The following is a 24,683-nucleotide window of genomic DNA, read 5'->3' on the forward strand; positions in this document are numbered from 1 at the left end:
CTCCACGGATCTAGCTAGGGGGACCAGCTCATGGACCGCGCAGCACTGCATCGATGTTCCGGCGGACCCGTACGGTCGAGCGCCCGACGCTCGTGACGGGCGCGGCGCCCTGGCTGCGCTGCCTCGAGTCCCGCCCGGACGCCGCCCGGCGTCTGGTCCTGCTGCCGCACGCCGGCGGCGCGTCGGGATTCTTCCGCGACTGGCCGGCCGCCCTGCCGGGCGACGTCGAGGTGTGGGCCGTGCAGTATCCCGGGCGCGAACGGCGCGCGACGGAACCGCTGCCGCGCCACCTCGACGAGGTCGCGGAACGGGCCACCGCCGGAATCCTCCCGCTGCTCGACCGGCCCACGGGTGTCTTCGGCCACAGCATGGGGGCCACGGTCGGCTACGAGGTCCTGCGCCGCCTGGAGCGGGGGGACCCGGCCGCCGCGCGGCAGGTCGTCCACCTCTTCGTCTCCGCCCGGCAGGCGCCGCACCACCCGCGCCCCGGGCTGGTCCACACGCTGCCCGACGCGGAGTTCGCGGCGGTCATGCGACGGCACGGCGGCACCGACGCCGCCGTGTTCGAGGACGCGGAGCTGTGGGAGCTGTCCGAGCCGGTCCTGCGGGGCGACTACCGCATGGCGGAGACCCACCGGCCGACGCCGGTGTCCCCGCCCCTCGACGTGGACGTCACGGTGCTGACCGGCGACGACGACCCGTCGGTGGAACCGGCCGCCGCGGCCCGCTGGGCCGATGCCACGACGGGCGACTTCGCCCATCACCGGCTGCCCGGCGGCCACTTCTACCTGGTCCCACGGCTGGCCGAGGTGGCCGCCACGGTCGCGCGGCGGTTGCGGGAGTCGGCCGCGCGGGGCCGGCCGGTCGCGTCGGCCGACGACTCCGCCAGGTGAAGCCCCCGGCGGCGCCACACGAAGACGCCGCCCGGTGCCGTCGGCCGTTGAACGGTCGGCGGCACCGGGGGGCCCGTATCACTTCACGGCTTTGAAGGAAGGCGTCAGTTCCTCGAGGAGCCACGGGATGCCGAGGATCGACGGGTTGCGCAGTTCCGTGATGGTCGCGTTGTCCACCGGGGTGTAGGCGCCGGTGGACTTGACCTTCGCGAACGAGGGACCCTTCTCCAGGGAGGTGCGCACCTGCGGTGACACGAAGCCGATCACCGTGAGGTCGGAGGCGAGCCGGTCGGCCAGCTCCGGACTGAGCAGTCCCGGCTGCTTCTGCGTGGCCGACTTCTCCGTGCCCTTGAGGGTCGGTGTCACCTCGAGGCCGAGCGACTGCAGGAACTTGACCGCGAAGTCGTCCGGCGAGGTGATCGTGGCGATCTGGGTGGCCGAGTAGGCGTAGGAGGCGGAGAAGGTCTTCCCCTTGAGCTTCGGGTAGCGCTCCGCCGTCGCCGCGATCTGCTGCTCGGTGTCGGCCACGGCCTTCTTGGCCTCCGCCGGCTTCCCGAGCGCCTGGCCGACCCGCTCCTCGCGGCTCTGCCAGGAGTCCTCCGCGGCCGTCTTCGTGGGCGCGAGGGTGGGGGCGATCTGGCTGAGCCGGGCGTAGTTCTTGGCGATGCCGTAGTCGCCGGTGGCCAGGATCAGGTCGGGCTTGAGCGCGGCGATCTCCTCGAAGGACACGTCCGGCACCGTGTTGATCAGCTTGGTGTCCCCGTCCAGCTTGCCGGCCAGCCAGGGGCTCACGCCGTCCTTGCCGAACGGGTCCTTCGCGGCCCCGACCGGCTCGACGCCGAGGGAGAGCACGGCGTCGACGTCCATCGCGCTCAGTGCGACCACGCGCCGAGGGGCGGACTTCAGCTCGGCCTTGCCCTGCGAGTGCTGGATGACGACGGGGAAGGCGCCACCGCCGTCCCCGGACGGGGCGGACTTGGTGGCGTCGGCCGACCCCGCGTCCTTGTCGTCGTCATCGGACGAGCCGCACGAAGCCAGCCCCAGGCACAGGATGCCCGTCGCCAGCAGCGCACCCCCTCGGCGCGGTAGTGCCGAACGCCGCATTCCGTCCATCATTCCTGCCCCTCCCTGTCCTTCAGTGCGCCGCCACTTTAAGACAGGCTGTCGTTAATAGGCAAGGCTCACCTAATAAGCTCTACCGAGATCACGTGGCGCGGGTGCGGCGGCGGGCGAGCAGCCAGGCCAGGTAGGCGCCACCGGACAGGCCGGTGGCCAGCCCGGCGGGCACCTCGACCGAGGGCACCACCCACTGGGCCGTCACGTCGGCGCCCTGGAGCAGCACCGCCCCGGTCAGCGCGGAGGCGGCGATGCCGGGGCCGGGGTCGCGGGTCAGGCGGCGGGCGATCTGCGGCGCGGCCAGGGCGACGAAGGCGATGGGCCCGGCGGAGGCGGTCGCCACGCCCACCAGGGCCACGCCGGTGGCCAGCGCGAGCACCCGGGCGCGCACCGGGGACACGCCGAGGGCCCGGGCCGTCTCGTCGCCGAGGCCGAGGACGCCGATCCGGCGGCTCTGCGCCAGCGCGGCGGGCAGCAGCACCAGGAGGCCGATCGCGACCGGGCGCACATGCTCCCAGCTCCGGCCGTTGAGCGTGCCGGTGAGCCAGAGCTGCGCGCTCTCCGCGTCCTGGAGCCTGGCCCGGCTCAGCAGCCAGGCGTTGAAGGCGTACGCCATCGCGGAGACGCCGATGCCCACGATGATCAGCCGATGCCCCTGCAGCCCGTCCCGCCGGCAGACCGCGTAGACGAGGCACGCGACGGCGAGGCCGCCGGCGAAGGCGGCGAGGGAGGTCTCCAGCGGGCCGCCCCGCCACCACAGCAGGGACAGCAGCGCGCCGGTCGCGGCGCCGTTGCCGAAGCCCACGATGTCCGGGCTGCCCAGCGGGTTGCGGGTGACGGACTGGAAGAGCGCGCCGGACGCGCCGAGCGCCGCCCCGACCAGGAGCCCGTCCAGGCCGCGCGGGACGCGCAGGGTCAGGACGATGAACCGGTTCCCCGCGTCGCCGCCCCCGGCGAGCACGCGCAGGACCTCGGTGAGGGGCAGCGGGAAGTCGCCGGTGGCGCAGCCGGCGGCGAAGGCCGCCGCGGCCAGGGCCAGCAGGCCGAGCGAGACGGCGAGCGGGCGGGGCCGCAGCCGCAGCGAGGCCCCGGCGAGGCGCAGGACGCGGCCCGTCCGGCCCGGTGTGCGGCCCCAGCGCGCTGTGCGCGGCGCCGTGGAGGTGGGCGCGGTCATGACCGCCTCCGCCGGGGCCGGCGCGTCAGGGCGATGAGCGCGGGCGCGCCGAGGAACGCGGTGACGATGCCGACCTCCAGCTCCGCGGGGCGGGCGACGGCGCGGCCCAGCACGTCGGCGCCGAGCAACAGCAGGGCGCCCAGGACGGTGGCGTGGGCGAAGATCCAGCGGTGGTCGGGTCCGGCGACGGCCCGCGCGAGGTGCGGGACGGCCAGGCCGACGAAGGCGACGGGGCCGACGGCCGCGGTGACGGCGCCGCACAGCAGGGTGACGGCCACGACGACCAGCAGCCGGGTGACGCGCACCCGGGCGCCGAGCGCCGCGGCGCCCTCGTCGCCGATCGCCATGACGTCCAGCGGCCCGGCCGAGACGCCGGCCAGCAGCACCCCGGCGGCGAGGAACGGCAGCACCTGCCACAGCGTCCCGGCGTCGCGGCCGGCGAGCGAGCCGACGGTCCAGAAGCGGAAGGCGTCGAAGACGTCCGGGCGCATCAGCAGGACGGTCGAGGTCAGCGCGGTGAGCGCGGCGGCGACGGCGGTGCCGGCCAGCACGAGGCGGGCCGGGGTGGCCCCGCCCGCGCCCGCGGCGCCGATGAGGTGCACGAGGCCGGTCACGGCGGCGGCGCCGGCCAGCGCGAACCAGACGTAGCCGGTGAAGGTGGTCAGGCCGGCGAAGCCGATGGCGACGACGACCGCGGCGGCGGCGCCCGCGTTGACGCCGAGAATGCCGGGGTCGGCCAGCGGGTTGCGGGTGAGCGCCTGCATCAGGGCGCCCGCCAGGCCCAGCGCCCCGCCCGCGGCGAGGCCCAGGCCGGTGCGCGGCAGCCGCATGGCGCGGACGAACCGCGCGTCGGCCGTGCCGGGCCGGCCGGCGAGCGCGTCCCAGGCGGCGTGCGGGCCGACCGACTTGGCGCCCACCAGCAGGGAGGCGAGGGCGACGAGCAGGACCAGCGCGATGCCGAGCGCCAGGGCGAGGACGCGCAGCCGGCGGCGGCGCGCGGGGTCGGGGCCCGGGCGGCGCGGTGCGGCGGAGGGGTCCTCCAGGACCTCCGCGCCGCGTCGGCGGGCCTCCGTCTCCGCGGACGCGCGGCCGGTGTCGACGGTCTCCAAGTGGGCCCCCTCGCAGGCGACTAAGGTAGCGCTAACTCGTAAATGACACCATGTCTCGATAGGAGGGGTCCGCCGGTGACCACCCACCCCCCGACCGACACCCCGCGACTCGCCGTCGCGCCGGACGCCCGCGCCCTGGGACTGCGGCACGTGCGCGGCTGGATGCTGTCCGCCGCCGGTCCGCCGACCGAGCCCGTCCTGGGCGCCGAGGAGGCGGCCGGCCTGCTGGCGCGGCTGCCCCGGGAGGACTCGGTGACCGGGTACCGCAAGCTGATGGCGGCCCTCGGTCATCCCGGCACGACGCCGGCCGGGGAGCGGCTGCGCGAGCTGGTGGCCGGGCGGGAGTGGTCGGGGCACGGCGGGGTGATCGACGCCGTCACCCTCGCCTCGGTCGCCCTCGGCGGCGGCATCGGCCTGCACGACCTGACCGGCGTGCCCGACGGGTCGTCGCTCCTCGTACGCCGCTCGCCCGGCGGCGAGCGCATCGTGCCCGCCTTCTCGTCCCGCTCGCGCCCCGTCCCCGCCGGCGACCTCACCTACGGACTGCGGTCACCCGGCGGGGAGTTCGCGCCGATGGCCTGGCTCGGCAAGCGGGACACGGACTCGGCGGAGCACCAGGTGAGCGCGGCGAGCAGGCGGGTGTGCGTGCTCGCCCTGGGGCATCCGGACGACACCCCGGAGCACACCGCGTCGGCGATCGGCGCGGTGGGCGAGGTCCTGGGCGTGCTCGGCATCGCGGCGCAGATCCGGGAGATGCCGGAGACCACGGAGACCCCAGAGACCACGGAGACCCCGGAGACCACGGAGATCCCGGAGTGACGCGGCCGGCGGGGCCCCGCCCGGACTCGGGAACGGGGCCCCGCCGCCGTCACACCGGCCGGCGCTCCTCGACCCGGGGCGTCGTGCCGCTCGGGGCGGCCGGGCCGGGCCGCGGGGGCGTGCGGGAGATCAGCAGGGCGCCCAGGGCGGTCAGCGCCCCGGCCCCGGCGGAGAGGCCGAAGACCCAGACGAACCCGCTCTCCCCCGGCAGCCCCGTGGAGTCCTTCGTGGTCGCGGCGAGCACGGCGGCGACCACCGCGCCCGCCGCGGAGGCGCCGACCGAGCGGCCGATGGAGTTGATGCTGTTGGCGATGCCGGTACGGCTCAGCGGGACCGACTGCACCACGAGCGCCGGCATCGCCGCGTAGGCGAGGCTCAGCGCGCCGCCGGCGATCACGACGCCGGTGATGACGGCGGCCGTCGAGCCGTGCCACAGCGTCAGCGAGCCGAAGCCGACCAGGGCCGCCGAGCCCGCCACCGCGAGGCCGGTGCGCCCGGAGAACCGCTTGACCAGGATGCCGCCCATCGGCGCGGCGACCAGGCTGATCAGGGCGGGCGGCAGCAGGTAGACGGTCGCGGCGGACAGCACGGACGCGGAGAAGCCGTAGCCGGCGCGGCCGGTGGGCATCTGCACGAACATCGACGTGCCGAGGTAGAGCCCGAACATCGCGAAGCCCATCAGCACGGCACCCACGTTGGTCAGCGCGAAGGTGCGGTGCGTCAGCATGCCGACGTCCACCAGCGGGGCCGCCGCGCGGCGTTCGACCAGCACCCAGACGAGGAAGGCGAAGGGCGAGAGTACGAAGAGGGTGATGGTCGCGGGCGAGCCCCAGCCCCAGCTGTCGCCCTGGGAGAGCGGGAGCAGCACGAGCACCAGCGCCCCGCCGAGCAGGCCGGCGCCGGGCCAGTCCACGCTCCCCCGCCCGTGCTCGGCCCCGCCGCCCGGCACCCAGGCGGCCACGGCGGCGATCGCGAGCACCCCGACGGCGGAGGCCAGCCAGAAGACGTTGCGGTAGTCGGAGTTCCCGGAGGCGAGGACGCCGGCGGCGACGAGGCCGAGGCTGCCGCCGACGGAGAGCGTCGCGCTGATCAGCGCCATGGCCCCGGTGAGCTTCTCCTTCGCCACCGCGTCCCGGGCCACGCTCAGCGCCAGCGGGAACACGCCGGTGACCGCGCCCTGGAGGACCCGGGCGACGATCAGCAGGGGCAGCGAGGTGGTGATCGCGGCGAGCACGCTGCCGGCCAGCATCAGCGCCAGGCAGACCTGGATGGCGTTGCGCTTCCCGCGGAGGTCGCCGAGGCGCCCGAAGAGCGGCGTGGACACCGCGGAGGAGAGCAGGTTGGCCGTGACGATCCAGCTGACGGCGGTGTCGCCGGCGCCGGTCTGCTCGCCGATCCGGCCCAGGATCGGGATCACCGCCGTCTGCATCGTCGCGGCGAGCATGCCCGCCACGCACAGCGCGGTCAGCAGCGGCCCTGTGGAGCGGGGCGGGGACGAACCTTCGGTCATGTGAAGTCACCTCGTGCGGGATGAATGGGGTGTCGCCCCGGGGAGCGGGGGACTGTCCCGGGGCGGCACCTCTTTAGTTTGCAACACCCTGTCATTAACAAGCAAGGGTCCACTAAGCTCGATCCGTGACGCCCGATGGCCGCAGCGCCAACGACACGGAGGTACAAGGCTCTTGAGCACGAACACCCCGACTGCCGACACCGTCAGAGGCCAGGCGATCGGCTCCCTCCTCCGCCCGGCCCCGCTGGTCTCGGCCCAGCGCGACTTCCGGGCCGGCCGGATACCGGTGACCGCACTGAAGGCCGCCGAGGACCGCGCGGTGGACGAGGCGCTGCGCCTGCAGGAGGCGGCCGGCCTGGACGTCGTGAACGACGGCGAGATGCGGCGGACCTCCTTCATGGACCACCTGCTGGCCACCGTGCCGGGGGCGCTCGGGCACGAGGCGCCGATCGAGGCGGAGGCGCCGGCGGAGGCGGGCGGCACGTACGCCGTGGACAACCCGATCGCCGTGGTGGAACCCGTCACGGCCGGCCGGAACATCGGCGCCGAGGAGTACGTGTACCTGCGCGGGCGCACCGACCGCCCCGTGAAGGTCACCGTGCCGAGCCCGCTGATGCTGTACGCCTTCTGGTCGGCCGAGCGCACCGCGCCGGTCTACCCGGACCCCTTCGACCTGTTCGGCGCGTGGACCGACCTGCTGCGCCGCCAGATCGAGGAGCTGGCCGCCCTGGGCTGTACCCGGGTGCAGATCGACGCGCCGGACATGGCGATCCTGGTGGACGAGGAGCAGCGCCGGCAGCGCGAGGCGCTGGGCATCTCGGTGGAGCGCACCCTCGCGGAGGGCTGCGCGCTGATCGACTCGCTGGCGGCGGTGCCCGGGGTGACGGTCTCCCTGCACCTGTGCAAGGGCAACTTCCGCTCCATGTGGGCGGCTTCGGGCGGCTACGACTGGCTGGCCGAGCGCATCTTCGCGCGCACGCCGCACGTCGACACGTACCTGCTGGAGTTCGACGACGAGCGCTCCGGTGGCTTCGCCCCGCTGGCCGCGCTGCCCGAGGACAAGCGCGTGGTCCTCGGCCTGGTCTCCACCAAGCGCGAGGACCTGGAGCCGCTGGACGCCCTGCTCGCCCGGGTGGACGAGGCGGCCCGCCACGTGGACCGGGAGCGCATCGGCGTCTCCCCGCAGTGCGGCTTCGCCTCGGTGGCGGCGGGCGCCAACCACGTCACCCCGGCGGCCCAGGCGGCGAAGCTGTTCCGGGTGGCGGAGACGGCGGCGGCGTTGCGGGGCTAGCGATCCGCATCCCGCCGGCCGGCTCCGGAGGAAGGGAGGGCGAGGGAACGGGGCCGGCGGAGGAGGACGCCATGTCGGACGGAGCGGGAGTGCGGCTGCACGCGTACCTGAGTTACCGCGACGCGGCCGCGGCCCTGGAGTGGCTCGGGGCGGTCGGGTTCGAGACGACCGTGCGCCAGGACGGGCCGGACGGCGGTGTGCTGCACGCCGAGGTGCGGGCCGGTGAGGTCGCCCTGATGGTCGCGAGCGCGGACGCCGACTACGTGGTGCCGCCGCTGCGGGGCGTCAGCAGCGGCGGCGGCCTGTACCTGTGGCTGCCGGAGGCGGCCGACGTCGACGACTGGCACGCACGGGCCGTGCGGGCCGGGGCGCGCGAGGTCATCGCGCCGGAGGACACCTCCTGGGGCAGCCGCCGGGCCCGGGTCCTCGACCCGGAGGGCCACGAGTGGAGCGTGGGGACCCATCGGCCCGGGCGGTCCTGGTGAGGCCCGCGGTGACCGGCTGGGTGCCCCGGCCCGACGGCGGTCGGCCGGAGGGGCGGGCCTGTCCGCACGCGCGGACGGCCGGTCCGGAGCCGGCGCCGGAGCCGCTGAGCGAGGACTGTCCGGCGTGTGCGGCGCGCGGCCGGACCGGCAGCGGGCTGCTGCTCTGCCTGACCTGCGGCCACGTGGGCTGCGGCGACAGCTCCCCCGGTGGCCACGCCACCGCCCACCACGAGTCCACCGGCCACCCGCTGGCCACTGCCCTGGCGCCGGGCGAGGCGTGGGCCTGGTGCTACGTGGACGAGGTGTACCTGGATCCGCGGTGAGGCGCGCGGTCCGTGAATCGATGCGAGGAGGCGTCATGCCGTCGTCCGCAGGACCCCGGGAGCCCGAGTCCGTCTGGGACTACCCTCGGCCGCCCGCCGTACGGGCGGACGACCGGCTCGTGCGCGTCGAATGCGCCGGCCAGGTCGTGGCCGAGACCCGAAGGGCGCTGCGGGTGCTGGAGACCAGCCACCCGCCGGTCTTCTACCTCCCTCCCGAGGACGTCCGCACCGACCTGCTGCGCGCCGTCGCCGGCGGGCGGAGCTGGTGCGAGTGGAAGGGCCGGGCCCGGTACTGGGACGTGGTGGTGGGCGACGACGTACGCCCCGGCGCCGCCTGGGGCTACCCCGATCCCGAGCCCGGCTACACCCTGCTGACCGGGCACTTCGCCTTCTACCCCGGCCGGATGGACCGCTGCACCGTGGCCGGCGAGGAGGTGCGGTCGCAGGAGGGCGACTTCTACGGCGGGTGGATCACCGGGGAGGTGCGCGGGCCCTTCAAGGGCGGTCCGGGGACGCTCGGCTGGTGAGCTCGGCAGGTGGGGCGGGATGCGGGGGACGACGCCCGGAAGGAAACGACGCACGAACGATGCGAGTTGTCCCTGCCTCGTTTTCCCGCGAGCCTGATACGGACGGTGCAGTCAGAGCTGGCCGTCGGCGATCCGCGCGCGTCGCGGGCCGCGTCTCCGTCCGTACGGGAGTGGCCGACCATGACAGCAACGCAGCCCGACGCCGACCTCAACGACCGCTTCGTCTCCGGCGACGAGTACGCCCTCGCCGAGGTCTACCGGGCCTGGGGCTCCCTGGTCTACACGCTCGCCCGCCGCGTCCTGGGCGACAGCGGGGAGGCGGAGGACGTCGCGCAGACCGTCTTCCTGGCGGCGTGGCGCGGCCGGGCCGGCTTCCGCCCGGAGCGCGGCACCCTGTCGGCGTGGCTGGTCGGCATCACCCGGCGCAAGATCGCCGACGCTCTGGAGGCCCGCACCCGGCGCACCGAGCTGGTGGCCACGGCCGGCTCGCTGCTCGCCCTGGACGAGCGGCGGCGGACCTCGGACCCGCAGGCCGTCCTGGACCGCGTGGTGGTCGGCCAGTCGCTGGCGGAGCTGACCGAGCCGCAGCGCACGGTGCTCAGCCTCGCCTTCTACGAGGACCTCACGCAGGCGCAGATCTCCCAGGTGACCGGCTGGCCGCTGGGTACGGTCAAGAGCCACGCCCGCCGCGGCCTGCACCGCCTCGGCCGCCGCCTGCGGGACGGCGAACTGCTCGCCTCCGTCGCCTAGAGCCCCACCGCCCCTCGGGGGCGCGCATCCATATATCCCTTATGTCCCGAATGACTGGGTACGCAAGGACGGACAGCGCACGGTTCACCTCGACGGGAGACACCATGATCGTCAAGAAGCTGCACGACTCCGGCGTCAAGAGCGAGCACGCCTACCTGGCCGCGACCGCCTCCATCGGGCTGTCGCTGGTGTCCTGGCTGACCTCCACCAGGGCCGAGGACCTGGAGCGGGCCGACCGCTGGGGCATCTTCGTCGGCGAGTGGGCCCCGACCTTCTTCGCCCTCGGTCTCGCCCTGGCCAACTACGAGGACCGCGAGCGCTGGTCCGCGTCCGCGCCGGGCGCCGACCGGCTGACCGAGGTGTGACCATGGCCGAGTCACTCCAGCCGCCCGGCGAGACCCCGCCCGTGGAGGGGTCGATCGCGGAGGCGCACGAGGAACGGCCGGACGGCGGCGTGTGGGAGCACCCGCGGCTGTGGCTGGGCCTGATCGTCCTCGGCTGCCTCATCTTCGCCGCGTTCTTCGTGGCCCGCGTCGCCGACCTCGTCTGACGTCCCGCCCCGCTGCCGCCGGTCACCGCGGACCGGGTCCCGGCGGCAGCGGGGCGGGCGGACCGAAGCGCACGGACACGCCCGGCGCGTACAGCACGCTGACTGGCTCCTCGACCGGCGGGGCGAGCCCGGCGGCCGCCACCAGCGGCGCCTCCCAGCCCAGCAGGTCGCAGCGGCGGAAGGTCCAGGCCGGATGGGCGTTGGGCAGGTACGGGCGTCCGAGCGCGGTCTCGTGCAACCCCCACCGGTACGTCAGGACTCCTCCAGCGGGCTCGGCACCACGGCCTCGTCCGCCACGTCGAGCCAGACCCGCCCGCCGGGACGCGCCTCGGCGCGGCCACGGGTCCGGTAGAGCAGCCGCCGCCCGTACCAGGCGCGGGTGGTGCGCGACCAGCGGTAGGGCAAGCCGAGGCCGAGCCGCGCGGCCAGCACGGGCAGCAGCCGGTCGCAGTCCAGGGAGCGGAACACCACCCCGCGCCGCCCGAGCGCGTCCCTGCTGTACAGCCGCACGTTGACCTCGTTGAACGCGCCCACGTACGGCAGCGCCGGGCCGGGTCCCAGGGCGAGCCGCTCCAGGCGGAAGAAGACCAGGCCCACGTACGTGCGGCCGTGGAACAGGTCGGGGACCGTGCCGGGCGGCAGCAGCCGGGCGACCTCGAAGGGGTCGGCCGGCCAGTGCAGGAACACCACGTCCCGCCACTCCTGCCGGAACAGGACGTGCCGCGGGGGGCGGGGCGCGAGCGGCGTCAGCGGCTCCGCCCGCCGGGGCCTGGGACGCTCACGCATGTCCGGGGCCGGGGGCCGTCGTGAGCGCCTCGACCAGCGTGTCGGCCGCCTCGGCGACGGACCGCCCCGGAGGCAGGGCGGGCGCGGTGCCGGCGACGGCGCGGTCCGCGAAGCCGGACTCCGTGTGCGGCAGCCGTACGTCGAGGACGGCCACCCCGGCCCGCCGCCGCTCCTTGCCCACCGCGGCCAGCCAGGCGGCCAGCGCGGCCTTGGCGGCGGCGTAGTCGGCCATGCCGGCCGGGGCGGCGTCCACGACGACGCCGGTCACCGCGGCGAGGACGCCGCCGGGCGGCACGACGGCGAGCCCGGCGCGCAGGAACGCGATGGGGGCCAGGGCGTTCACCGTGAACAGGTGCTCGGCGACCGCGTCACCGACCTCTCCCGCCGGGCCGAACCCGGCGACCCCGACGCACACCACCACCGCGTCCAGGCCGCCCAGCCGCTCCGCGGCCCAGTCGACGGTGCGGGCGCACCCGTCCAGGTCGTAGGCGTCGAAGCGGCGGCCGGGCGCGGAGCCGCAGGCCGCGGTGGCGCGGGCCAGGGCGGCCGGGTCCCGGCCGGCCAGCGCGAGGCGGGCGCCCCGGCCGTGCAGCCGCTCGGCCAGGGCGCCGCCGATCGCGCCGGTGGCTCCCGGCAGCAGGACGCGCGCGCCGTCGAGGTCCATGGCGGCTCAGCGGCGGGACCGGTCGGCCGGGAGGGCGCGGGCGCCCTCCGGCGAGGCGAGCACGACCGGCGTGCGGGCGCGGCGCCGCGCGTCCCATGACTCCCGCGCCGCCTCGCGGGGGTGGCGCCGGCGCCAATAGGGGTTGTCGTGCGGGAGCTTGCCCGAGACCCGGCCGTACATCCCGAAGGTCGAGATCAGCAGTCCCATGACGAAGGTGAAGACGACGTTCGGCATGCCGAAGTCGAGGAAGTTGGCCGGCCGGTCCAGGACGAAGACGTGGTAGAAGCCGCTGAGCAGGAAGAGCGTGCCGACGACCAGGTTGACCGTCGAGGCGACGTTGCCGCCGATCACCGCACCGGCGACCAGCAGCAGCCCGAAGACGACCGAGATCAGGCTCAGCAGCCCGTTGGTGGACATGCCGGCGAGCTGGGTGCCCGCGGTGTCGAAGGGGCTGAGCCGGTCGGCGAAGCCCAGGCAGCCGAAGACCAGCAGGATCGCGCCGCACACTCCGGCGCCCCACCGGTAGACCGTCGCCAGCCGGTGGTCCACGGGCAGTTCGTCGCTCAGCCTCATGACACGTCCTCTCCGGTACGCCGGGTGCGCCTCCGGAGGACATTTCCGCCGCAATGGCCGAGAAGGTTGCAGTTACGGCGAAACGGTCGGTCGCAGGGCGTCCACGAGGAGGTCGAGCAGCCGGGCGGTCCTGCCCCGGTCGGCGTCGGCGGCGGTGGCGAGGAAGACGCCGAGGAGCAGCACGGTGACGTCCTCCGGGTCGGTGTCCGCGCGCAGCGTGCCCGCCTCGGCGCCCGCCGCCAGCAGCGTCGCGAGGGCGGCGGTGACGCGTTCGCGGGTGGCCGGGGTGGCGATGCTGCCGGAGGCCCAGCCGGCTCGCAGGGCGTCGGCCATGCCGCGCTTGGTCGCCACGAACGCCGCGTAGCGGTCCGTCCAGGCGCGCAGCGCGGCGTCCGGCGGCAGCCGTTCGAGCAGCGCGGGCGCGCTGGCGGTGACCTCGTCGAGTTCGGCGGCGTAGACGGCCTCCACCAGGGCCTCCCGGGTCGGGAAGTGCCGGTAGAGGGTGCCGATGCCCACGCCGGCGCCGCGGGCGACGGCTTCGAGCGGGACCGGTCCCTCGGCGGCCGCGAAGGCGTCCCGGGCCGCGGCGAGGAGCTTGTCGCGGTTGCGCCGGGCGTCGGCTCGGGCCGGGCGCCCGGGGGGGTCGGGTGGTGTGGGCGCGGTCAAAACGGAGGCTCCTCCGGTAGTGCTACAGTCGATTTAACGGAGGCTCCTCCGTTTGTCTCATCATCTCACGAGGACGGAACAGCCATGTCGTCCATCACCCCGTCCGACCCGACCGGCACGCTCGCCGGCCGCACCGTCTCCCGCGTCGGCTACGGCGCCATGCAACTGGAGCGGCTGCGCGAGGACCGCGCGGCCGGCGTCGCTCTGCTGCGCCGGGCCGTCGACCTCGGCGTCGACCACATCGACACCGCCCAGTTCTACGGGAACGGCTTCGTCAACGAGCTGATCCGCGAGGCGATCCACCCCGAGGACGGCGTCCTGATCGTCAGCAAGGTGGGCGCCGCCCCGAACCCCGGGGGCCGCATCCCGCTGCGCCTCGCCCAGCGGCCCGAGGAGCTGCGCGAGGGTGTCGAGGCCAACCTCGCCACGCTGGGCCTCGACCGGATCCCGCTGGTGAACCTGCGCCGCGCCGACATCGGCCCCGGCCTGCGCGCCGAGGGCGACCAGGTGGTGGACCTCGACGACCAGCTGGCGGTGATGACCGCGCTCCGCGACGAGGGCAAGATCGGGGCGATCGGGCTGAGCAGCGTCTCCCTCGACGTGCTCCGCCGGGCGCTCCCGGCCGGCATCGCCTGCGTGCAGAACGCCTACAGCCTGGTGGCCCGCGACGACGAGGAGATGCTGCGGCTCTGCCTCGCCAAGTCCATCGCCTGGGTGCCGTACTTCCCGCTCGGCGGCGCCTTCCCCGGCCTGGCGAAGGTGACCGAGGAGCCGGCGGTCCAGGACGCGGCCCGCGCGCTGGACGTGACCCCGGCCCAGGTCGGCCTCGCCTGGCTGCTGCACCACGCCCCGAACATCCTGCTCATCCCGGGTACCGCCGACGCCGGTCACCTGGCGGCCAACGTCGCCGCGGGCACGATCGCCCTCGACGACGCGACGCTGGCCGCGCTGGACGCCGTGCCGACGCGGACCGGTGACATCGAGCTGGGCGAATGAGCCTCGACCCCTCCGAGCGGCGGCGCACGAGCGAGGAGCTGCGGGCCAATCTGGCGCTGTCCGGGCTGACCGAGCGGGAGGCCGCCGCGGCGCTCGGCTTCGACCCGGTCCGCCGGCGACGCACCCTCGACGTGGCCGGCGGGGCCGACCCGGCCGACGTGTGGCAGCTGCGCGATCTCCTCGACCGGGCGGTGCGGGACGCGGGGCGCGAGCCGGTGCCGTGGACGGTGCTGACCGATCGCGCCCGGGCACGGGCCCGCGGGTGGTTCGGCTTGCGGCGCTGAGGGATGTCTTCCCTAGGCGGTTTCCGGGCCGCCGAGGCCGGTCAGGGCGCCGACCGGGTCGAGGTCGGGGGTGCCGCGGGGCCACCAGTCCTCGTGGCCGGGCTCGGACTCGTAGGCGTACCAGAGGCCGGTGCGGCCGAGGCGGAGCTGGCTGTGGCCGCGGGGGTGGGTGAGCCGGTTGCGCCAGGGCCGGAAGGCGGGCAGGTCGGCGGCGAGCAGCAGGGGGCGGGCGCGGTCGAAGCGTCCGGCGGGCGGGTCCCAGGCCGCCTCCAGCACCGCGAGGCCCTCCGCGCCGCCCTGCCGCCAGGCGGCCACCGCGCGGGACAGGTCGGCCGGCTCGCGGTGCGCGGCCGTGGCGAGGGAGGCGTACAGGGCGCGGGTGCCGGCGGTGAGTCCGGAGCCGGGGCGGGCGGCGGCCAGCCGGACCGCGTCCTGCCACAGCGTGAGCCCGCCGACCGGGTCCCGTCCGGTGGTGAGCAGGGCGTGGGCGCGGGCGGCGGCGTCGGTGGCGAGCTGGTCGAGGGCGAAGGGGTCGGGGCCGCCGGGCGCGGCCGGATAGGCCGGCGGCTGCTCCGGGTGCGGGGGCGCAGGGCGGGGCGGCGGGAGCGGTGGCAGGGTGCGCGCGGCCAGCGCCTCGCCGGCCCGTACGCCGGGCAGGGGCGCCGGGTCGCGGTCCTGGGCGGCGCGGGCCGCGCGGGCGGCGCTGCGCCGGGACAGCGCGTCCAGGAGACCGCGTTCGCCCCGGCCGCGCAGCAGGAGCAGCACGAAGGGGTCGGCGTCGAGGAGCCGGGCCGTCTGGTAGCAGAGGGCGGCGGCGTGTTTGCAGGGGTGGCCGGAGTCGGGGCAGCTGCACTGCGGGGCGAGGTCGCCGGGGCCGGGCAGCAGGGGGGCGCCGCAGTCGGCCAGTTCGTGCGGCAGCTCCCCGTCCAGAAGGGCGGCGATGTGTCCGGGGCGGTCGGCGGCGGCGTCCAGGAACCGCTCCCAGCCCTCCTCGCCGAGGGTGCGCAGGCGGACCTGCACGCGGTACGGGCGGGCGCGGCTGCCGCGTACGTAGGCGAGGACGTGGCCGGGTGTCACGGTGATCGCGTCGACATGCCCCTCCTCGGCGTACCGCCGCCCCCGCACCAGCCGCGCGGCGTCCAGCGCCCCCTCCTCCAGCGCCGTCACCCAGGCACTCCCCCACCAGGTCTCCGCGAACCGCCCGTCGTCGGCCGCCCTGGGCGCGAACGGGGGGAAGGTGCGCCGCAGCTCGGCGTCCCGGTCGGGGGCGGCCATGGAACGGGGGGTCCGGGGCGCTGCGGAGCGGCCCTCCGGGGACCTCGCTTCCCGCGACGCCGACGGTTCCGACGCCCCGCCGGGCGCCTCCGGGCGCGCTTCGTCGCCCGGGGCAGCCGTGCGAGGCGACTTGTCGACTGAGGCGGCGTCGGCCCCGGGGGCGGGGTTCGTCGCGGAGGCGTCGCCTGTCCCGGAGGCAGGGTCGACTCCCTGGGCGGAGCCCGTCCCCTGGGCGGGGCCCGTCTCCGAGGCGGGGCCGACTTCACGGGCGGAACCCGGCCCCCGGGCGGGGTCGGTTCCAGATGCGCGGACCGTTTCAGAGGCGCGGCCTGTCCCACGGGCAGCCCCAGATCCAGAGGCGGGGCCAGTCCCAGGGGCAGCCCCAGATTCAGAGGCGGGGTCTGTCCCCTGAGCAGCCCCCGATCCAGGGGTGCGGCCCGCCCCAGAGGCAGGCTCGGTTCCAGGCGCGCGGCCCGTCCCCGAGGCATGGTCCTCCGCCGGCTCGGCCTCCGTGTCCGCCGGCAGACGGAAGCCGTCCGTCAGGAGGCGGCGCAGGTCGCGGGCGCGGGCCTCGTGTTCGTCGCGCGGGGGGCCCGGCGGGCGGGGAGCCCGGCGCCGGGCGGGGGCCGCGCGCTCGGCCGGGGCTTCACCGCGGGCCTGCCGGCGGGCCGCCCGCAGGGCCTCGCGGGCCACGTCCCCGGGCCGGCTCCCCCGGTCGCCGTCCCCCGCCGGGGCCACGGCGTCCGCCCCGTCCGGAGTGTCCGCCCCACGCCCGCCCCCGCGGGCGTCCCGCAGGGCCGCACGCGCACTGTCACCCGGGCGCCGGCCGTACTGCCCCTCCGGTGCCGACGTCCCCCCGGCAACCCCCGCCGGCTCGCTCCCCTGCCCGGCAGCACCCGACGCCGCCACCCCGCCCGGAGCCTCCCCTGTCTCCCCACGACCACCCCGCAGAGCCGCACGCGCCCCGTCACCCGGACGCCGACCGCCCTGCTCCTGCGGCACCGGCGCACCGCCGGAGGGCTCCTCGTCGTCGCCCGGCGCGGGCGCGGTGGCCACCCCGTCCTCCTCCGCGAACGCGTCCTCCTCACGCCCCCGAGCCGCCCGCAGGGCACGGCGGGCCTCGTCGGCCGGGCCCGTCGTCATGACGGCCTCCGCAGGGAGACCAGGTCGGACAGCTCGCGGTCGGTCAGTTCGGTCAGGGCCGACTCGCCGGCGCCGAGCACCGCGTCGGCCAGGGCGCGCTTGGCGTGCAGCATCTCGGCGATGCGGTCCTCCACCGTGCCCTCGGTGATGAGGCGGTGCACCTGGACCGGCTGGGTCTGCCCGATGCGGTAGGCGCGGTCGGTCGCCTGCTCCTCCACGGCCGGGTTCCACCACCGGTCGAAGTGCACGACGTGGCCCGCGCGGGTGAGGTTGAGGCCGGTGCCGGCGGCCTTCAGGGACAGCAGGAGGACCGGCGTCGCGCCGCTCTGGAAGCGGTCCACCATGCGCTCGCGCTCGGGCACCGGCGTGCCCCCGTGCAGCAGCTCGACCGGGACGGCCCGGGCGGACAGGTGGGCGGCGAGGAGGCGGGCCATGCCCACGTACTGGGTGAAGACCAGCGCCGAGCCGTCTTCCGCGAGCACCGTGTCGAGCAGCTCGTCGAGGAGGGCCAGCTTGCCGGAACGGCCGGCGAGCCGGTCGGGGGCGGCGCCGGACGGGTCCTCCTTCAGGAACAGCGCCGGGTGGTCGCAGATCTGCTTGAGGGAGGTCAGGAGCTTCAGGACCAGGCCACGGCGGCCCATCCCCTCCGCCGCCTCGATGGCGAGCATCGACTCCCGCACCACCGCCTCGTACAGCGCGGCCTGCTCCCGGGTCAGCGGCACCGGGTGGTCGGACTCCGTCTTCGGCGGCAACTCGGGGACGATGCCCGGGTCGGACTTGCGCCGGCGCAGCAGGAAGGGCCGGACCAGGCGGGCGAGGCGTCGCACCGCCTCCTCGTCCTCGCCGTTCTCCACCGCGCGCGCGTGCCGCGCCCGGAAGGACTTCAGCGGCCCGAGCAGCCCGGGCGTCGTCCAGTCGAGCAGCGCCCACAGCTCGGAGAGGTTGTTCTCCACCGGCGTGCCGGTGAGCGCCACGCGCGCGGGGGACGGCAGGGTGCGCAGCGCCTTGGCCGTCGCCGAGTACGGGTTCTTCACGTGCTGCGCCTCGTCGGCGACGACCAGGCCCCAGGGCTGCTCGGCCAGTTCCGCGGCGGCGGAGCGCATCGTGCCGTACGTGGTGAGCACGAAGCCGCCGGTGAGCCCGGCCAGGGTGCGGTCGGCGCCGTGGAAGCGGCGGACGGGGACGCCGGGCGCGAAGCGGGTGATCTCCCGCTGCCAGTTGCCGAGCAGCGAGGCCGGGCAGACCACCAGGGTCGGTTCGGTGCGGGCCCGCTTCAGGTGCAGGGCGATGAGGGTGACGGTCTTGCCCAGGCCCATGTCGTCGGCGAGGCAGCCGCCGAGGCCGAGCGAGGTCATCAGGTCGAGCCAGGCCAGGCCGCGCAGTTGGTAGTCGCGGAGGGTGGCGGCCAGCCCGGCGGGCGGCTCGGCGGGGGCGACGCCCGCGGTGAGCCGGTCGCGCAGGGCGGCCAGCGCACCCGTCGGCACCACCTCGACGGTCTCGCCGTCGGCCTCCGCCGTGCCGGTGAGGGCGACGGCCAGGGCGTCGACCGGGTCGAGCAGGCCGAGGTCGCGCTTGCGGGCCCGGCGGACCAGCGCCGGATCGACCAGCACCCACCGGTCCCGCAGCCGGACGACCGGGCGGTGGGCCTCGGCGAGCGCGTCCATCTCGGCCTCGGTGAGCGGGTCGCCGCCCACCGCGAGCTGCCAGCGGAAGGCGAGCAGGTCCTCGCTCTCGAAGAAGCCGGTGCCGTCGGTCGCCGAGCCGGGCGCGCCCCGGACGACGGCGGTGGCGGTGAGGTCGTGGGCCAGGTCCCGGGGCCAGTGCACGGCGACGCCGGCGGCGGCGAGCCGGCCGGCCGCCGGGCCGAGCAGGTCGCTGACCTCGTCCTCGGACAGGCCGAGCACGTCGGGCACGTCCTGCTCGGTGAGCCGGTCCAGCGGCGGCCACACGCGCGCGGCGCGGCGCACCGCCAGGGCGGCGTCCACGCGCGCGCGGGGGCCGAGGGCGGTCTCGGCCGCGCCCGACCAGAGGTCCGCCGCGTCGGCGACGAGGGTCGGGTCGGCCAGGCTGTGCACCTGCACGACGGCGGCCCCGGCGTTGCGCGCGGAGCCGTCACCGTCGCCCTCGAAGAGGTCGTACGCCGACAGGTCCAGGCGCAGCGAGATCCGCACCCCCGCGTCCATGCCGGCGGCGACCTCGGCCGCCCAGCCGTGGGCGTCAGGGAGCCGCCGGCCCTCGGGGGCGGCGAAGGGCCGGCCCACGGCGTGCGGGGCGGCCGGGGTGCGGGGCAGGGTGTCGGCGACCGCGTCCAGGAAGGAGCGCACCAGGGCCTCGGGCTCGGGCAGTCGCAGCGGGCCCGGGCCGTCCAGCGGGACCGCGTGGCCCTCGTACGGCAGGGCGGCGGCGACGGCGCGCAGGTGGGCGATGTCGTCGGGTTCCAGCGGCCCGGCCCGCCAGGCGTCGTGGCCGCTCGGTGTCAGGCCCGGCAGCAGCCGCCCGCGCGCGGTGAGCCGCAGGGCGTGCAGCGCGGCGGCGCCCCAGCAGGCGGTGGCCGGGTGGGCGGCCGGGTCGTGCCGGGCGCGCACCAGCAGGGGCAGCGCGTCGGCGAGCGGGAGGGTCAGCGCGGGGGCGCTGCCGCGCCGGGGGCGGGTGCCGTGGCGGCGTACGACGGTGAGGTCCGTGGCCGCCGCCCCGTCCATGGCCGGTGCCCCGTCCGTGGCCGCCGCCCCGGGAGCGCCGGGGGCCGGTCCGCCCGCGGGGTCCCAGAAGGCGATCCGCCCGTCGCGCGGCAGCGGCGCGGGCAGGAAGACGGCGGCGAAGCGCGGGGAGAGGGCCGGCGGGTCCGCCGGGGCCACCGGTTCGGCCACCACCATGTCGCTCATACGTCCTGTCACCTCCCGCCCGCTCTCCCGGATCAGCTGTCTCCGACTCTACGGGCGGGGTCTGACAATCGGCTCCGGCCCGGCGCCGGTCGGAGCCGTCAGGGAACGGTGTGCGAGACGACGTAGACCATCGGCAGGTCGGGGTCGGCGAGGTCGATCATCACGTCCTGGGTGGGCGCCGGGTTGCGGTGCGCGTTGACCAGGCCCCACCAGACGCCGGTGCCGTCGAACGTCCAGCCGGTGATCTGCTGGGCGCGGTCGCTGATCGCGTTCTTGCCCCGCACGAGCCCGTCCCGGTCGGTGCCGAGCCCGGCGAGGAAGGCGTCCAGGCCGGCGGGGGTGGTCTCGAACTGGACGTAGAGGCGGCTGGTGCGCCAGTTGTTCGTCTCGTAGAAGGCGACCTTCTCGGCCGGGACCGGCACCGGTACCTGGTAGATCCGGCGCTGGAGCTTGGCGGGCCAGCCCTCGGTCATGCCGGTGGCGGCGTACTTCTCCTCCTTGTCCCGGCCGCTGGCGCGGCTCTGGGCGGCCGAGACGACCAGGTAGCCGGCCGGGACGCCGATGAGGAGCACGATGGTGAGCAGGGTGAGCGCCCGGCGCTTGATGCGGTGCCCGCGGTCCTCGGCCGGGCGCCGGGGGCCCTCCGGGGGGCCGGCCTGGGCGGGCACGACCCCGGGCCCGGCCCCGGTGCGGGCCGCGGGGGCGGCGGGCGTCAGGGGCTCGGTCACGTGGCCTCCCCGGCCGTGCGGCGCGCCTGCGCGTACCGCTCGTAGCGCTCGTGCCGCTCGACCCGGCGGCGGTTGGCGCGGCGGAAGCGGCGGGCGACCAGGCGGGCCAGGTCGGCGGCGCCCACCATGCCGGCCTCGGGACCCAGCTGGGCGCGCACGATGCGCGCCTCGGGACGGTAGCCGCGGCCGGTCAGCTGGCGCTTGAAGGCGTCGCGGGCCGGGCCGATGAGCAGGTCGTCGGCGGCGCTGACGCCGCCGCCGATGACGAAGCAGGACGGGTCGAGGGCGGCGGCGAGGTTGGCGATGCCGACGCCGAGCCACTGGCCGATGTCCTGGAGCAGCTCGACGCACATCGCGTCGCCCTCGCGGGCCAGCTCGGTGATCATCGGGCCGGTGATGTCGCCGATGCTGCCCTTGACGTGCTCGATGATCCCGTACGCCACCGGGGAGTCGGCGGCGGCCAGCTCGCGGGCCTCGCGCACCAGGGCGTTGCCGGAGCTGTACTGCTCCCAGCAGCCGCGGTTGCCGCACGGGCAGCGGTGGCCGCCGGGGACGACCTGCATGTGCCCGAACTCGCCGGCGACGCCGAACTTGCCCCGCTTGACCTGGCCGTCCTCCAGTATCGCGCCGCCGATGCCGGTACCGAGGGTGATCATGACGAGGTGGTCCTCGCCGTGCCCGGCGCCGAAGCGCCACTCGGCCCAGGCGGCGGCGTTGGCGTCGTTGTCGACCAGGACGGGCACCGCCAGGCGGCCGGCGAGGCGGTCGCGCAGCGGCTCGTTGCGCCAGGACAGGTGGGGGGCGAAGAGCACCCGGTTGCGGTCGGCGTCCACCCAGCCGGCCGCGCCGATGCCGACCGCGTGCACGTCGTGCCGGTCGGACAGGTCGAGGACCAGCTCCACGATGGTGTCCTCGACCACCTGGGGGCTCTTGGACTTGTCCGGCGTCTCGGTGCGGAGCCTCTCCAGGATGTTCCCGTCGGCGTCGACGACGCCCGCCATCACCTTGGTGCCGCCGATGTCGATGCCGACGGTGGGCACGCGCGGCGCCGAGAGGTGCGAGCGGCGCTCGCGGGTGCCCACCGTGCGCAGGACGGTGGCGCGCCGGCTGCCGATGGGGGCGGTGAGGTCGCGGTAGGTGCTCATCGGGCTCGATTGTGCCGCACCGGCGCCCCGGACGGCGTACAGGACCGGCGGCCCGGTGACGCGTCTCACCGACCGCCCGCCCCTCCTCCGACGGCTAACCCGCCGCTCCGCGCCGCAGTTCGTGGCGCAGGTCGTCCAGTTCGTCGCCGCCTGCCATCTCGCGGGTCAGTTCGTCCAGGGTGATCTCGTCGCGCGCGTGGCTGCCGGTCATCGTGCCGCGCTTGAGGAGGACGAAGCGGTCGCCGACCAGGTAGGCGTGGTGCGGGTTGTGGGTGATCAACACGACGCCCAGGCCCTGGTCCCGTGCCGCCGCCACATACTTCAGCACCACGCCGGACTGCTTGACGCCCAGCGCCGCCGTCGGCTCGTCCAGGACGAGCACCTTGGCGCCGAAGTACACGGCGCGCGCGATGGCCACGCACTGGCGCTCGCCGCCGGAGAGGGTGCCGATGGGCTGGTCGACGTCGCGCAGGTCGATGCCCATGCGCAGCAGCTCCGCGCGCGTGGTGCGGCGCATGTGGTCGACGTCCAGGCGCCGGAAGGGGGCGACGCCCTTGCGCGGCTCGGAGCCGAGGAAGAAGTTCCGCCAGACCGGCATCAGCGGGACGACGGCGAGGTCCTGGTAGACGGTGGCGATGCCCCGGTCGAGCGCCTCTCTGGGGGACGCCAGCCGGGTCTCCTCGCCGTCGAGGGCGAGGGTGCCGGCGTCGTGCCGGTGCAGTCCGGCGATGATCTTGATGAGGGTCGACTTGCCCGCGCCGTTGTCGCCGAGCACACAGGTGATCTCCCCGGCGCGCACCTGGAGCGAGACGCCGTCGAGGGCGCGGACGTTGCCGTAGCGCTTGCCGACGCCGGACAGCTCGACGAGCGGGGTGGTGGTCTGCGCGGTCACTTGGTGGCCTCCGCCCGCTTGCGGACCCAGGCGTTGAGCAGGGTCGCGAGGAGCAGCATCGCTCCGAGGAAGAACTTGAACCAGTCGGGGTTCCATTCGGCGAAGACGATGCCCTTGCTGGTCATGCCGAAGATGAGCGCGCCGATCGCCGAGCCGACCGCGCTGCCGTAGCCGCCGGTGATCAGGCAGCCGCCGATGACGGCCGCGATGATGTAGATCAGCTCGTTGCCGACGCCCTCGCCGGACTGTACGACGTCGAACGAGAAGAGCAGGTGCTGGCCCGAGATCCAGGCGCCGAGGGCCACGCCCATGTAGAGGCCGATCCGGGTCGGGGTGACCGGCACGCCGACCGCGCGGGCCGCGTCCTTGTTGCCGCCGACCGCGAAGATCCAGTTGCCGGCCCGGGTGCGCAGCAGGATCCAGCTGGCCACGGCGACCAGGGCGAACCACCACAGGATGGTGACCTTGAAGCCGACGCCCCCGACGGTCAGGGTCGAGGCGAAGACCGCGCGGGCCGAGTCGAAGCCCTCCATGTCGGAGATCGACTTGGTGGAGACGGTGCCGTCGATCAGCTTGGTGAAGCCGAGGTTCAGGCCGGTCAGCATCAGGAAGGTGCCCAGCGTGATGATGAAGCTGGGCAGCTTGGTGCGGGTCAGCATGAAGCCGTTGAACGCGCCGACGGCCAGGGTGACCAGCAGCGACACCAGGACACCGACCCAGACGTTCGCGGTCGCCTGGTAGCTGAACATGGAGGAGATGAGCGCCGAGGAGGTGACCATCACCCCGGCCGACAGGTCGAACTCGCCGCCGATCATCAGCAGCGCCACCGGCACCGCCATGATGCCGATCGTGGAGGCGGCGTACAGGACCGTGCTGAGGCTGGCGGGGCGCAGGAAGCTGTCGGCGGCGAAGGCGAAGAAGAGGAAGACGGCCACCGCGCCGACCACGGAGCCCAGCTCGGGGCGGCCGAGGAGCCTGCGCAGCGGGGAGGTCCGCAGCAGCCGCTCGTCGGCGGTCACCTCGCCGGTGCCGGGCGTGTCGGTGCGGGCGCTCACCGGGTGCCCCGCTTCGTGTACTCGGCCAGCGCGTCGGCGTCGTCCTTGGTGATGATCTGCGGGCCGGTGAGCACCGGGCGGCCGCCGCCGAGGACGTCGGCGTTGTAGCGGTAGAGCCAGAGCAGGTCGACCGCCTGGTAGCCCTGCAGGTAGGGCTGCTGGTCGACGGCGAAGCCGAGGGAGTTGTCCTTCAGTCCGTCGGCCACCTTGGCGTTGAGGTCGAAGGTGTCGACCTCGGCCTTGCTGCCCGCGCCCTGCTTCGCCTTGACGGCGGTGTCGGCGAAGGGCGCGCCGAGGGTCACGACGGCGTCCACGGACCGGTCGGTCTGGAGCTTGGCCTCGATGGCGGACTGCACGTCCGGCATGCTCGTGCCGGTGACGTAGAGCCGCTGGAGCCTGCCGTCGAAGGTCTTGGCCACGCCGTCGCAGCGCTGCTCGTGGCCGACGTTGCCCTGCTCGTGCAGGACGCAGACGGCGTCCTTGCGATGGCGTGCGTTCAGTTCGTCGCCGACGGCCTCGCCGGCGATGGTCTCGTCCTGGCCGACGTGGGTGAGCGCGCCGAAGTCCTTGGACTCGGCCGAGCCGGAGTTGACGGTGATCACCGGGATGCCGGCCTTCTCGGCCCGGGCGACGGCCGCCTTCATCGCGGCCGGCTTGGCGAGGCTGACGATGATCCCGCCGACCTTCTTGTCCACGGCGGCGTCCACGAGCTGCGCCTGCTGCTGGCCCTCGTCGTCGTTGGAGTACAGGAAGTTGATGTTGTCCTTGCGCGCGGCCTGCTCCGCGCCGCTCTGGACGATGTCCCAGAAGGTGTCGCCGTCGCCCGAGTGGGTGATCATCGCGAAGGTCCAGCGGGGGGTGTCCACCGCCGCCCTGCCCCCCGCCGACGCGGCCTTGCGGGCGTCTTCGGCGCGCTTGCCGCCGGTGCTGCTGCAACCGGCCAGGGACACCGACAGTGCCCCTGCCAGCGCGATGCCTGTCCAGGTCCGAAACCGTGCCACGAGGCCGTGCCCTTCTCGCCGTGCTGTGTGCTGCGTGGGTGTGACC

At 75.5% G+C, this 24,683-nt stretch carries 25 protein-coding genes and 1 pseudogene; 11 read left to right on the forward strand and 15 right to left on the reverse strand.

Features of this window, described 5'->3' with window-relative positions; all coding sequences use genetic code 11:
- Window positions 1-53: 53 nt before the first annotated feature.
- On the forward strand, window positions 54-893 hold the full coding sequence (locus tag ACGFZL_RS28695) for a thioesterase II family protein (RefSeq protein WP_393696046.1): 840 nt from the start codon (window positions 54-56) through the stop codon (window positions 891-893).
- Between the two features lie 78 nt (window positions 894-971).
- Here ACGFZL_RS28695 and ACGFZL_RS28700 read toward each other — a convergent pair whose 3' ends face one another.
- From ACGFZL_RS28700 to ACGFZL_RS28710, 3 genes are all read right to left on the reverse strand, one after another.
- Window positions 972-2,009: an ABC transporter substrate-binding protein gene (locus tag ACGFZL_RS28700; protein WP_393696048.1), complete on the reverse strand. Its 1,038-nt coding sequence runs from the start codon at window positions 2,007-2,009 to the stop codon at window positions 972-974.
- Between the two features lie 88 nt (window positions 2,010-2,097).
- A complete protein-coding gene (locus tag ACGFZL_RS28705) occupies window positions 2,098-3,183 on the reverse strand; it encodes a FecCD family ABC transporter permease (RefSeq protein WP_393696050.1) in 1,086 nt (361 codons plus the stop codon).
- On the reverse strand, window positions 3,180-4,226 hold the full coding sequence (locus ACGFZL_RS28710; RefSeq protein WP_393696122.1) for an iron chelate uptake ABC transporter family permease subunit: 1,047 nt from the start codon (window positions 4,224-4,226) through the stop codon (window positions 3,180-3,182). The genes ACGFZL_RS28705 and ACGFZL_RS28710 overlap by 4 nt, the downstream gene beginning before the upstream one ends.
- A gap of 141 nt (window positions 4,227-4,367) precedes the next feature.
- On the opposite strand from ACGFZL_RS28710, the gene ACGFZL_RS28715 reads away from it, so the two are divergent.
- Window positions 4,368-5,111 (forward strand): hypothetical protein, encoded by a 744-nt coding sequence (locus tag ACGFZL_RS28715; RefSeq protein WP_393696052.1) that lies wholly within the window; start codon window positions 4,368-4,370, stop codon window positions 5,109-5,111.
- 49 nt (window positions 5,112-5,160) lie between these two features.
- Here the strand turns inward: ACGFZL_RS28715 and ACGFZL_RS28720 are convergent, their stop codons facing one another.
- A complete protein-coding gene (locus ACGFZL_RS28720) occupies window positions 5,161-6,621 on the reverse strand; it encodes an MFS transporter (protein WP_393696054.1) in 1,461 nt (486 codons plus the stop codon).
- Window positions 6,622-6,793: 172 nt separating this feature from the next.
- Between ACGFZL_RS28720 and ACGFZL_RS28725 the strand changes: the two genes are divergently transcribed.
- The 7 genes from ACGFZL_RS28725 to ACGFZL_RS28755 all read left to right on the forward strand — a co-directional run bounded on the left by ACGFZL_RS28725 (window position 6,794) and on the right by ACGFZL_RS28755 (window position 10,547).
- Window positions 6,794-7,912, forward strand: coding sequence for a cobalamin-independent methionine synthase II family protein (locus tag ACGFZL_RS28725; protein WP_355175545.1), 1,119 nt, complete (start codon window positions 6,794-6,796; stop codon window positions 7,910-7,912).
- Window positions 7,913-7,983: 71 nt separating this feature from the next.
- Window positions 7,984-8,397, forward strand: a complete 414-nt coding sequence (locus ACGFZL_RS28730) for a VOC family protein (RefSeq protein ID WP_355175546.1) — start codon at window positions 7,984-7,986, stop codon at window positions 8,395-8,397.
- 8 nt (window positions 8,398-8,405) lie between these two features.
- Window positions 8,406-8,720, forward strand: coding sequence for a UBP-type zinc finger domain-containing protein (locus tag ACGFZL_RS28735; protein ID WP_393696057.1), 315 nt, complete (start codon window positions 8,406-8,408; stop codon window positions 8,718-8,720).
- Between the two features lie 35 nt (window positions 8,721-8,755).
- A complete protein-coding gene (locus tag ACGFZL_RS28740) occupies window positions 8,756-9,247 on the forward strand; it encodes a DUF427 domain-containing protein (protein WP_393696059.1) in 492 nt (163 codons plus the stop codon).
- Window positions 9,248-9,427: 180 nt separating this feature from the next.
- Window positions 9,428-9,997, forward strand: coding sequence for a sigma-70 family RNA polymerase sigma factor (locus ACGFZL_RS28745; RefSeq protein ID WP_355175548.1), 570 nt, complete (start codon window positions 9,428-9,430; stop codon window positions 9,995-9,997).
- A 104-nt stretch (window positions 9,998-10,101) separates the two neighbouring features.
- Window positions 10,102-10,362: a hypothetical protein gene (locus ACGFZL_RS28750; RefSeq protein WP_393696061.1), complete on the forward strand. Its 261-nt coding sequence runs from the start codon at window positions 10,102-10,104 to the stop codon at window positions 10,360-10,362.
- 2 nt (window positions 10,363-10,364) lie between these two features.
- Window positions 10,365-10,547 (forward strand): DUF6480 family protein, encoded by a 183-nt coding sequence (locus ACGFZL_RS28755; protein WP_355175550.1) that lies wholly within the window; start codon window positions 10,365-10,367, stop codon window positions 10,545-10,547.
- 22 nt (window positions 10,548-10,569) lie between these two features.
- Here ACGFZL_RS28755 and ACGFZL_RS28760 read toward each other — a convergent pair.
- The 4 genes and pseudogenes from ACGFZL_RS28760 to ACGFZL_RS28775 all read right to left on the reverse strand — a co-directional run bounded on the left by ACGFZL_RS28760 (window position 10,570) and on the right by ACGFZL_RS28775 (window position 13,236).
- A pseudogene (locus tag ACGFZL_RS28760) lies at window positions 10,570-11,333 on the reverse strand (YqjF family protein).
- A complete protein-coding gene (locus ACGFZL_RS28765; RefSeq protein WP_393696063.1) occupies window positions 11,326-11,997 on the reverse strand; it encodes an SDR family NAD(P)-dependent oxidoreductase in 672 nt (223 codons plus the stop codon). The pseudogene ACGFZL_RS28760 and the gene ACGFZL_RS28765 overlap by 8 nt, the downstream one beginning before the upstream one ends.
- 6 nt (window positions 11,998-12,003) lie before the next feature.
- Window positions 12,004-12,570 (reverse strand): DUF4383 domain-containing protein, encoded by a 567-nt coding sequence (locus ACGFZL_RS28770; RefSeq protein ID WP_393696065.1) that lies wholly within the window; start codon window positions 12,568-12,570, stop codon window positions 12,004-12,006.
- A 72-nt stretch (window positions 12,571-12,642) separates the two neighbouring features.
- Entirely contained in the window at window positions 12,643-13,236 is a 594-nt protein-coding gene (locus tag ACGFZL_RS28775) for a TetR/AcrR family transcriptional regulator (RefSeq protein WP_393696067.1), read from the reverse strand.
- A gap of 84 nt (window positions 13,237-13,320) precedes the next feature.
- Here ACGFZL_RS28775 and ACGFZL_RS28780 point away from each other — a divergent pair, with 84 nt between their 5' ends.
- Window positions 13,321-14,232, forward strand: coding sequence for an aldo/keto reductase (locus ACGFZL_RS28780; RefSeq protein WP_393696069.1), 912 nt, complete (start codon window positions 13,321-13,323; stop codon window positions 14,230-14,232).
- Complete coding sequence (locus ACGFZL_RS28785; RefSeq protein WP_355175556.1) at window positions 14,229-14,516, forward strand: DUF2316 family protein; 288 nt, start codon at window positions 14,229-14,231, stop codon at window positions 14,514-14,516. The genes ACGFZL_RS28780 and ACGFZL_RS28785 overlap by 4 nt, the downstream gene beginning before the upstream one ends.
- Window positions 14,517-14,528: 12 nt before the next feature.
- Here the strand turns inward: ACGFZL_RS28785 and ACGFZL_RS28790 are convergent, their stop codons facing one another.
- From ACGFZL_RS28790 to ACGFZL_RS28820, 7 genes are all read right to left on the reverse strand, one after another.
- A complete protein-coding gene (locus ACGFZL_RS28790) occupies window positions 14,529-16,586 on the reverse strand; it encodes an SWIM zinc finger family protein (RefSeq protein ID WP_407078460.1) in 2,058 nt (685 codons plus the stop codon).
- A 344-nt stretch (window positions 16,587-16,930) separates the two neighbouring features.
- A complete protein-coding gene (locus ACGFZL_RS28795; protein ID WP_393696124.1) occupies window positions 16,931-19,807 on the reverse strand; it encodes a DEAD/DEAH box helicase in 2,877 nt (958 codons plus the stop codon).
- Between the two features lie 107 nt (window positions 19,808-19,914).
- Window positions 19,915-20,544, reverse strand: coding sequence for a sugar kinase (locus ACGFZL_RS28800; RefSeq protein ID WP_393696073.1), 630 nt, complete (start codon window positions 20,542-20,544; stop codon window positions 19,915-19,917).
- A complete protein-coding gene (locus ACGFZL_RS28805; RefSeq protein ID WP_393696075.1) occupies window positions 20,541-21,689 on the reverse strand; it encodes an ROK family glucokinase in 1,149 nt (382 codons plus the stop codon). Before ACGFZL_RS28805 ends, ACGFZL_RS28800 begins: the two co-directional genes overlap by 4 nt.
- A gap of 94 nt (window positions 21,690-21,783) precedes the next feature.
- Window positions 21,784-22,611, reverse strand: coding sequence for an ATP-binding cassette domain-containing protein (locus tag ACGFZL_RS28810; protein WP_393696126.1), 828 nt, complete (start codon window positions 22,609-22,611; stop codon window positions 21,784-21,786).
- Entirely contained in the window at window positions 22,578-23,636 is a 1,059-nt protein-coding gene (locus tag ACGFZL_RS28815) for an ABC transporter permease (protein ID WP_393696077.1), read from the reverse strand. The genes ACGFZL_RS28810 and ACGFZL_RS28815 overlap by 34 nt, the downstream gene beginning before the upstream one ends.
- Window positions 23,633-24,637 carry a substrate-binding domain-containing protein gene (locus ACGFZL_RS28820; protein WP_393696079.1) on the reverse strand — a complete coding sequence of 335 codons (1,005 nt, stop codon included), beginning with the start codon at window positions 24,635-24,637 and terminating at the stop codon, window positions 23,633-23,635. Before ACGFZL_RS28820 ends, ACGFZL_RS28815 begins: the two co-directional genes overlap by 4 nt.
- Window positions 24,638-24,683: the final 46 nt, after the last annotated feature.

Origin of the sequence: Streptomyces sp. NPDC048182 (assembly GCF_043202555.1) — a bacterium.
In the GTDB taxonomy this organism is placed as follows: domain Bacteria; phylum Actinomycetota; class Actinomycetes; order Streptomycetales; family Streptomycetaceae; genus Streptomyces.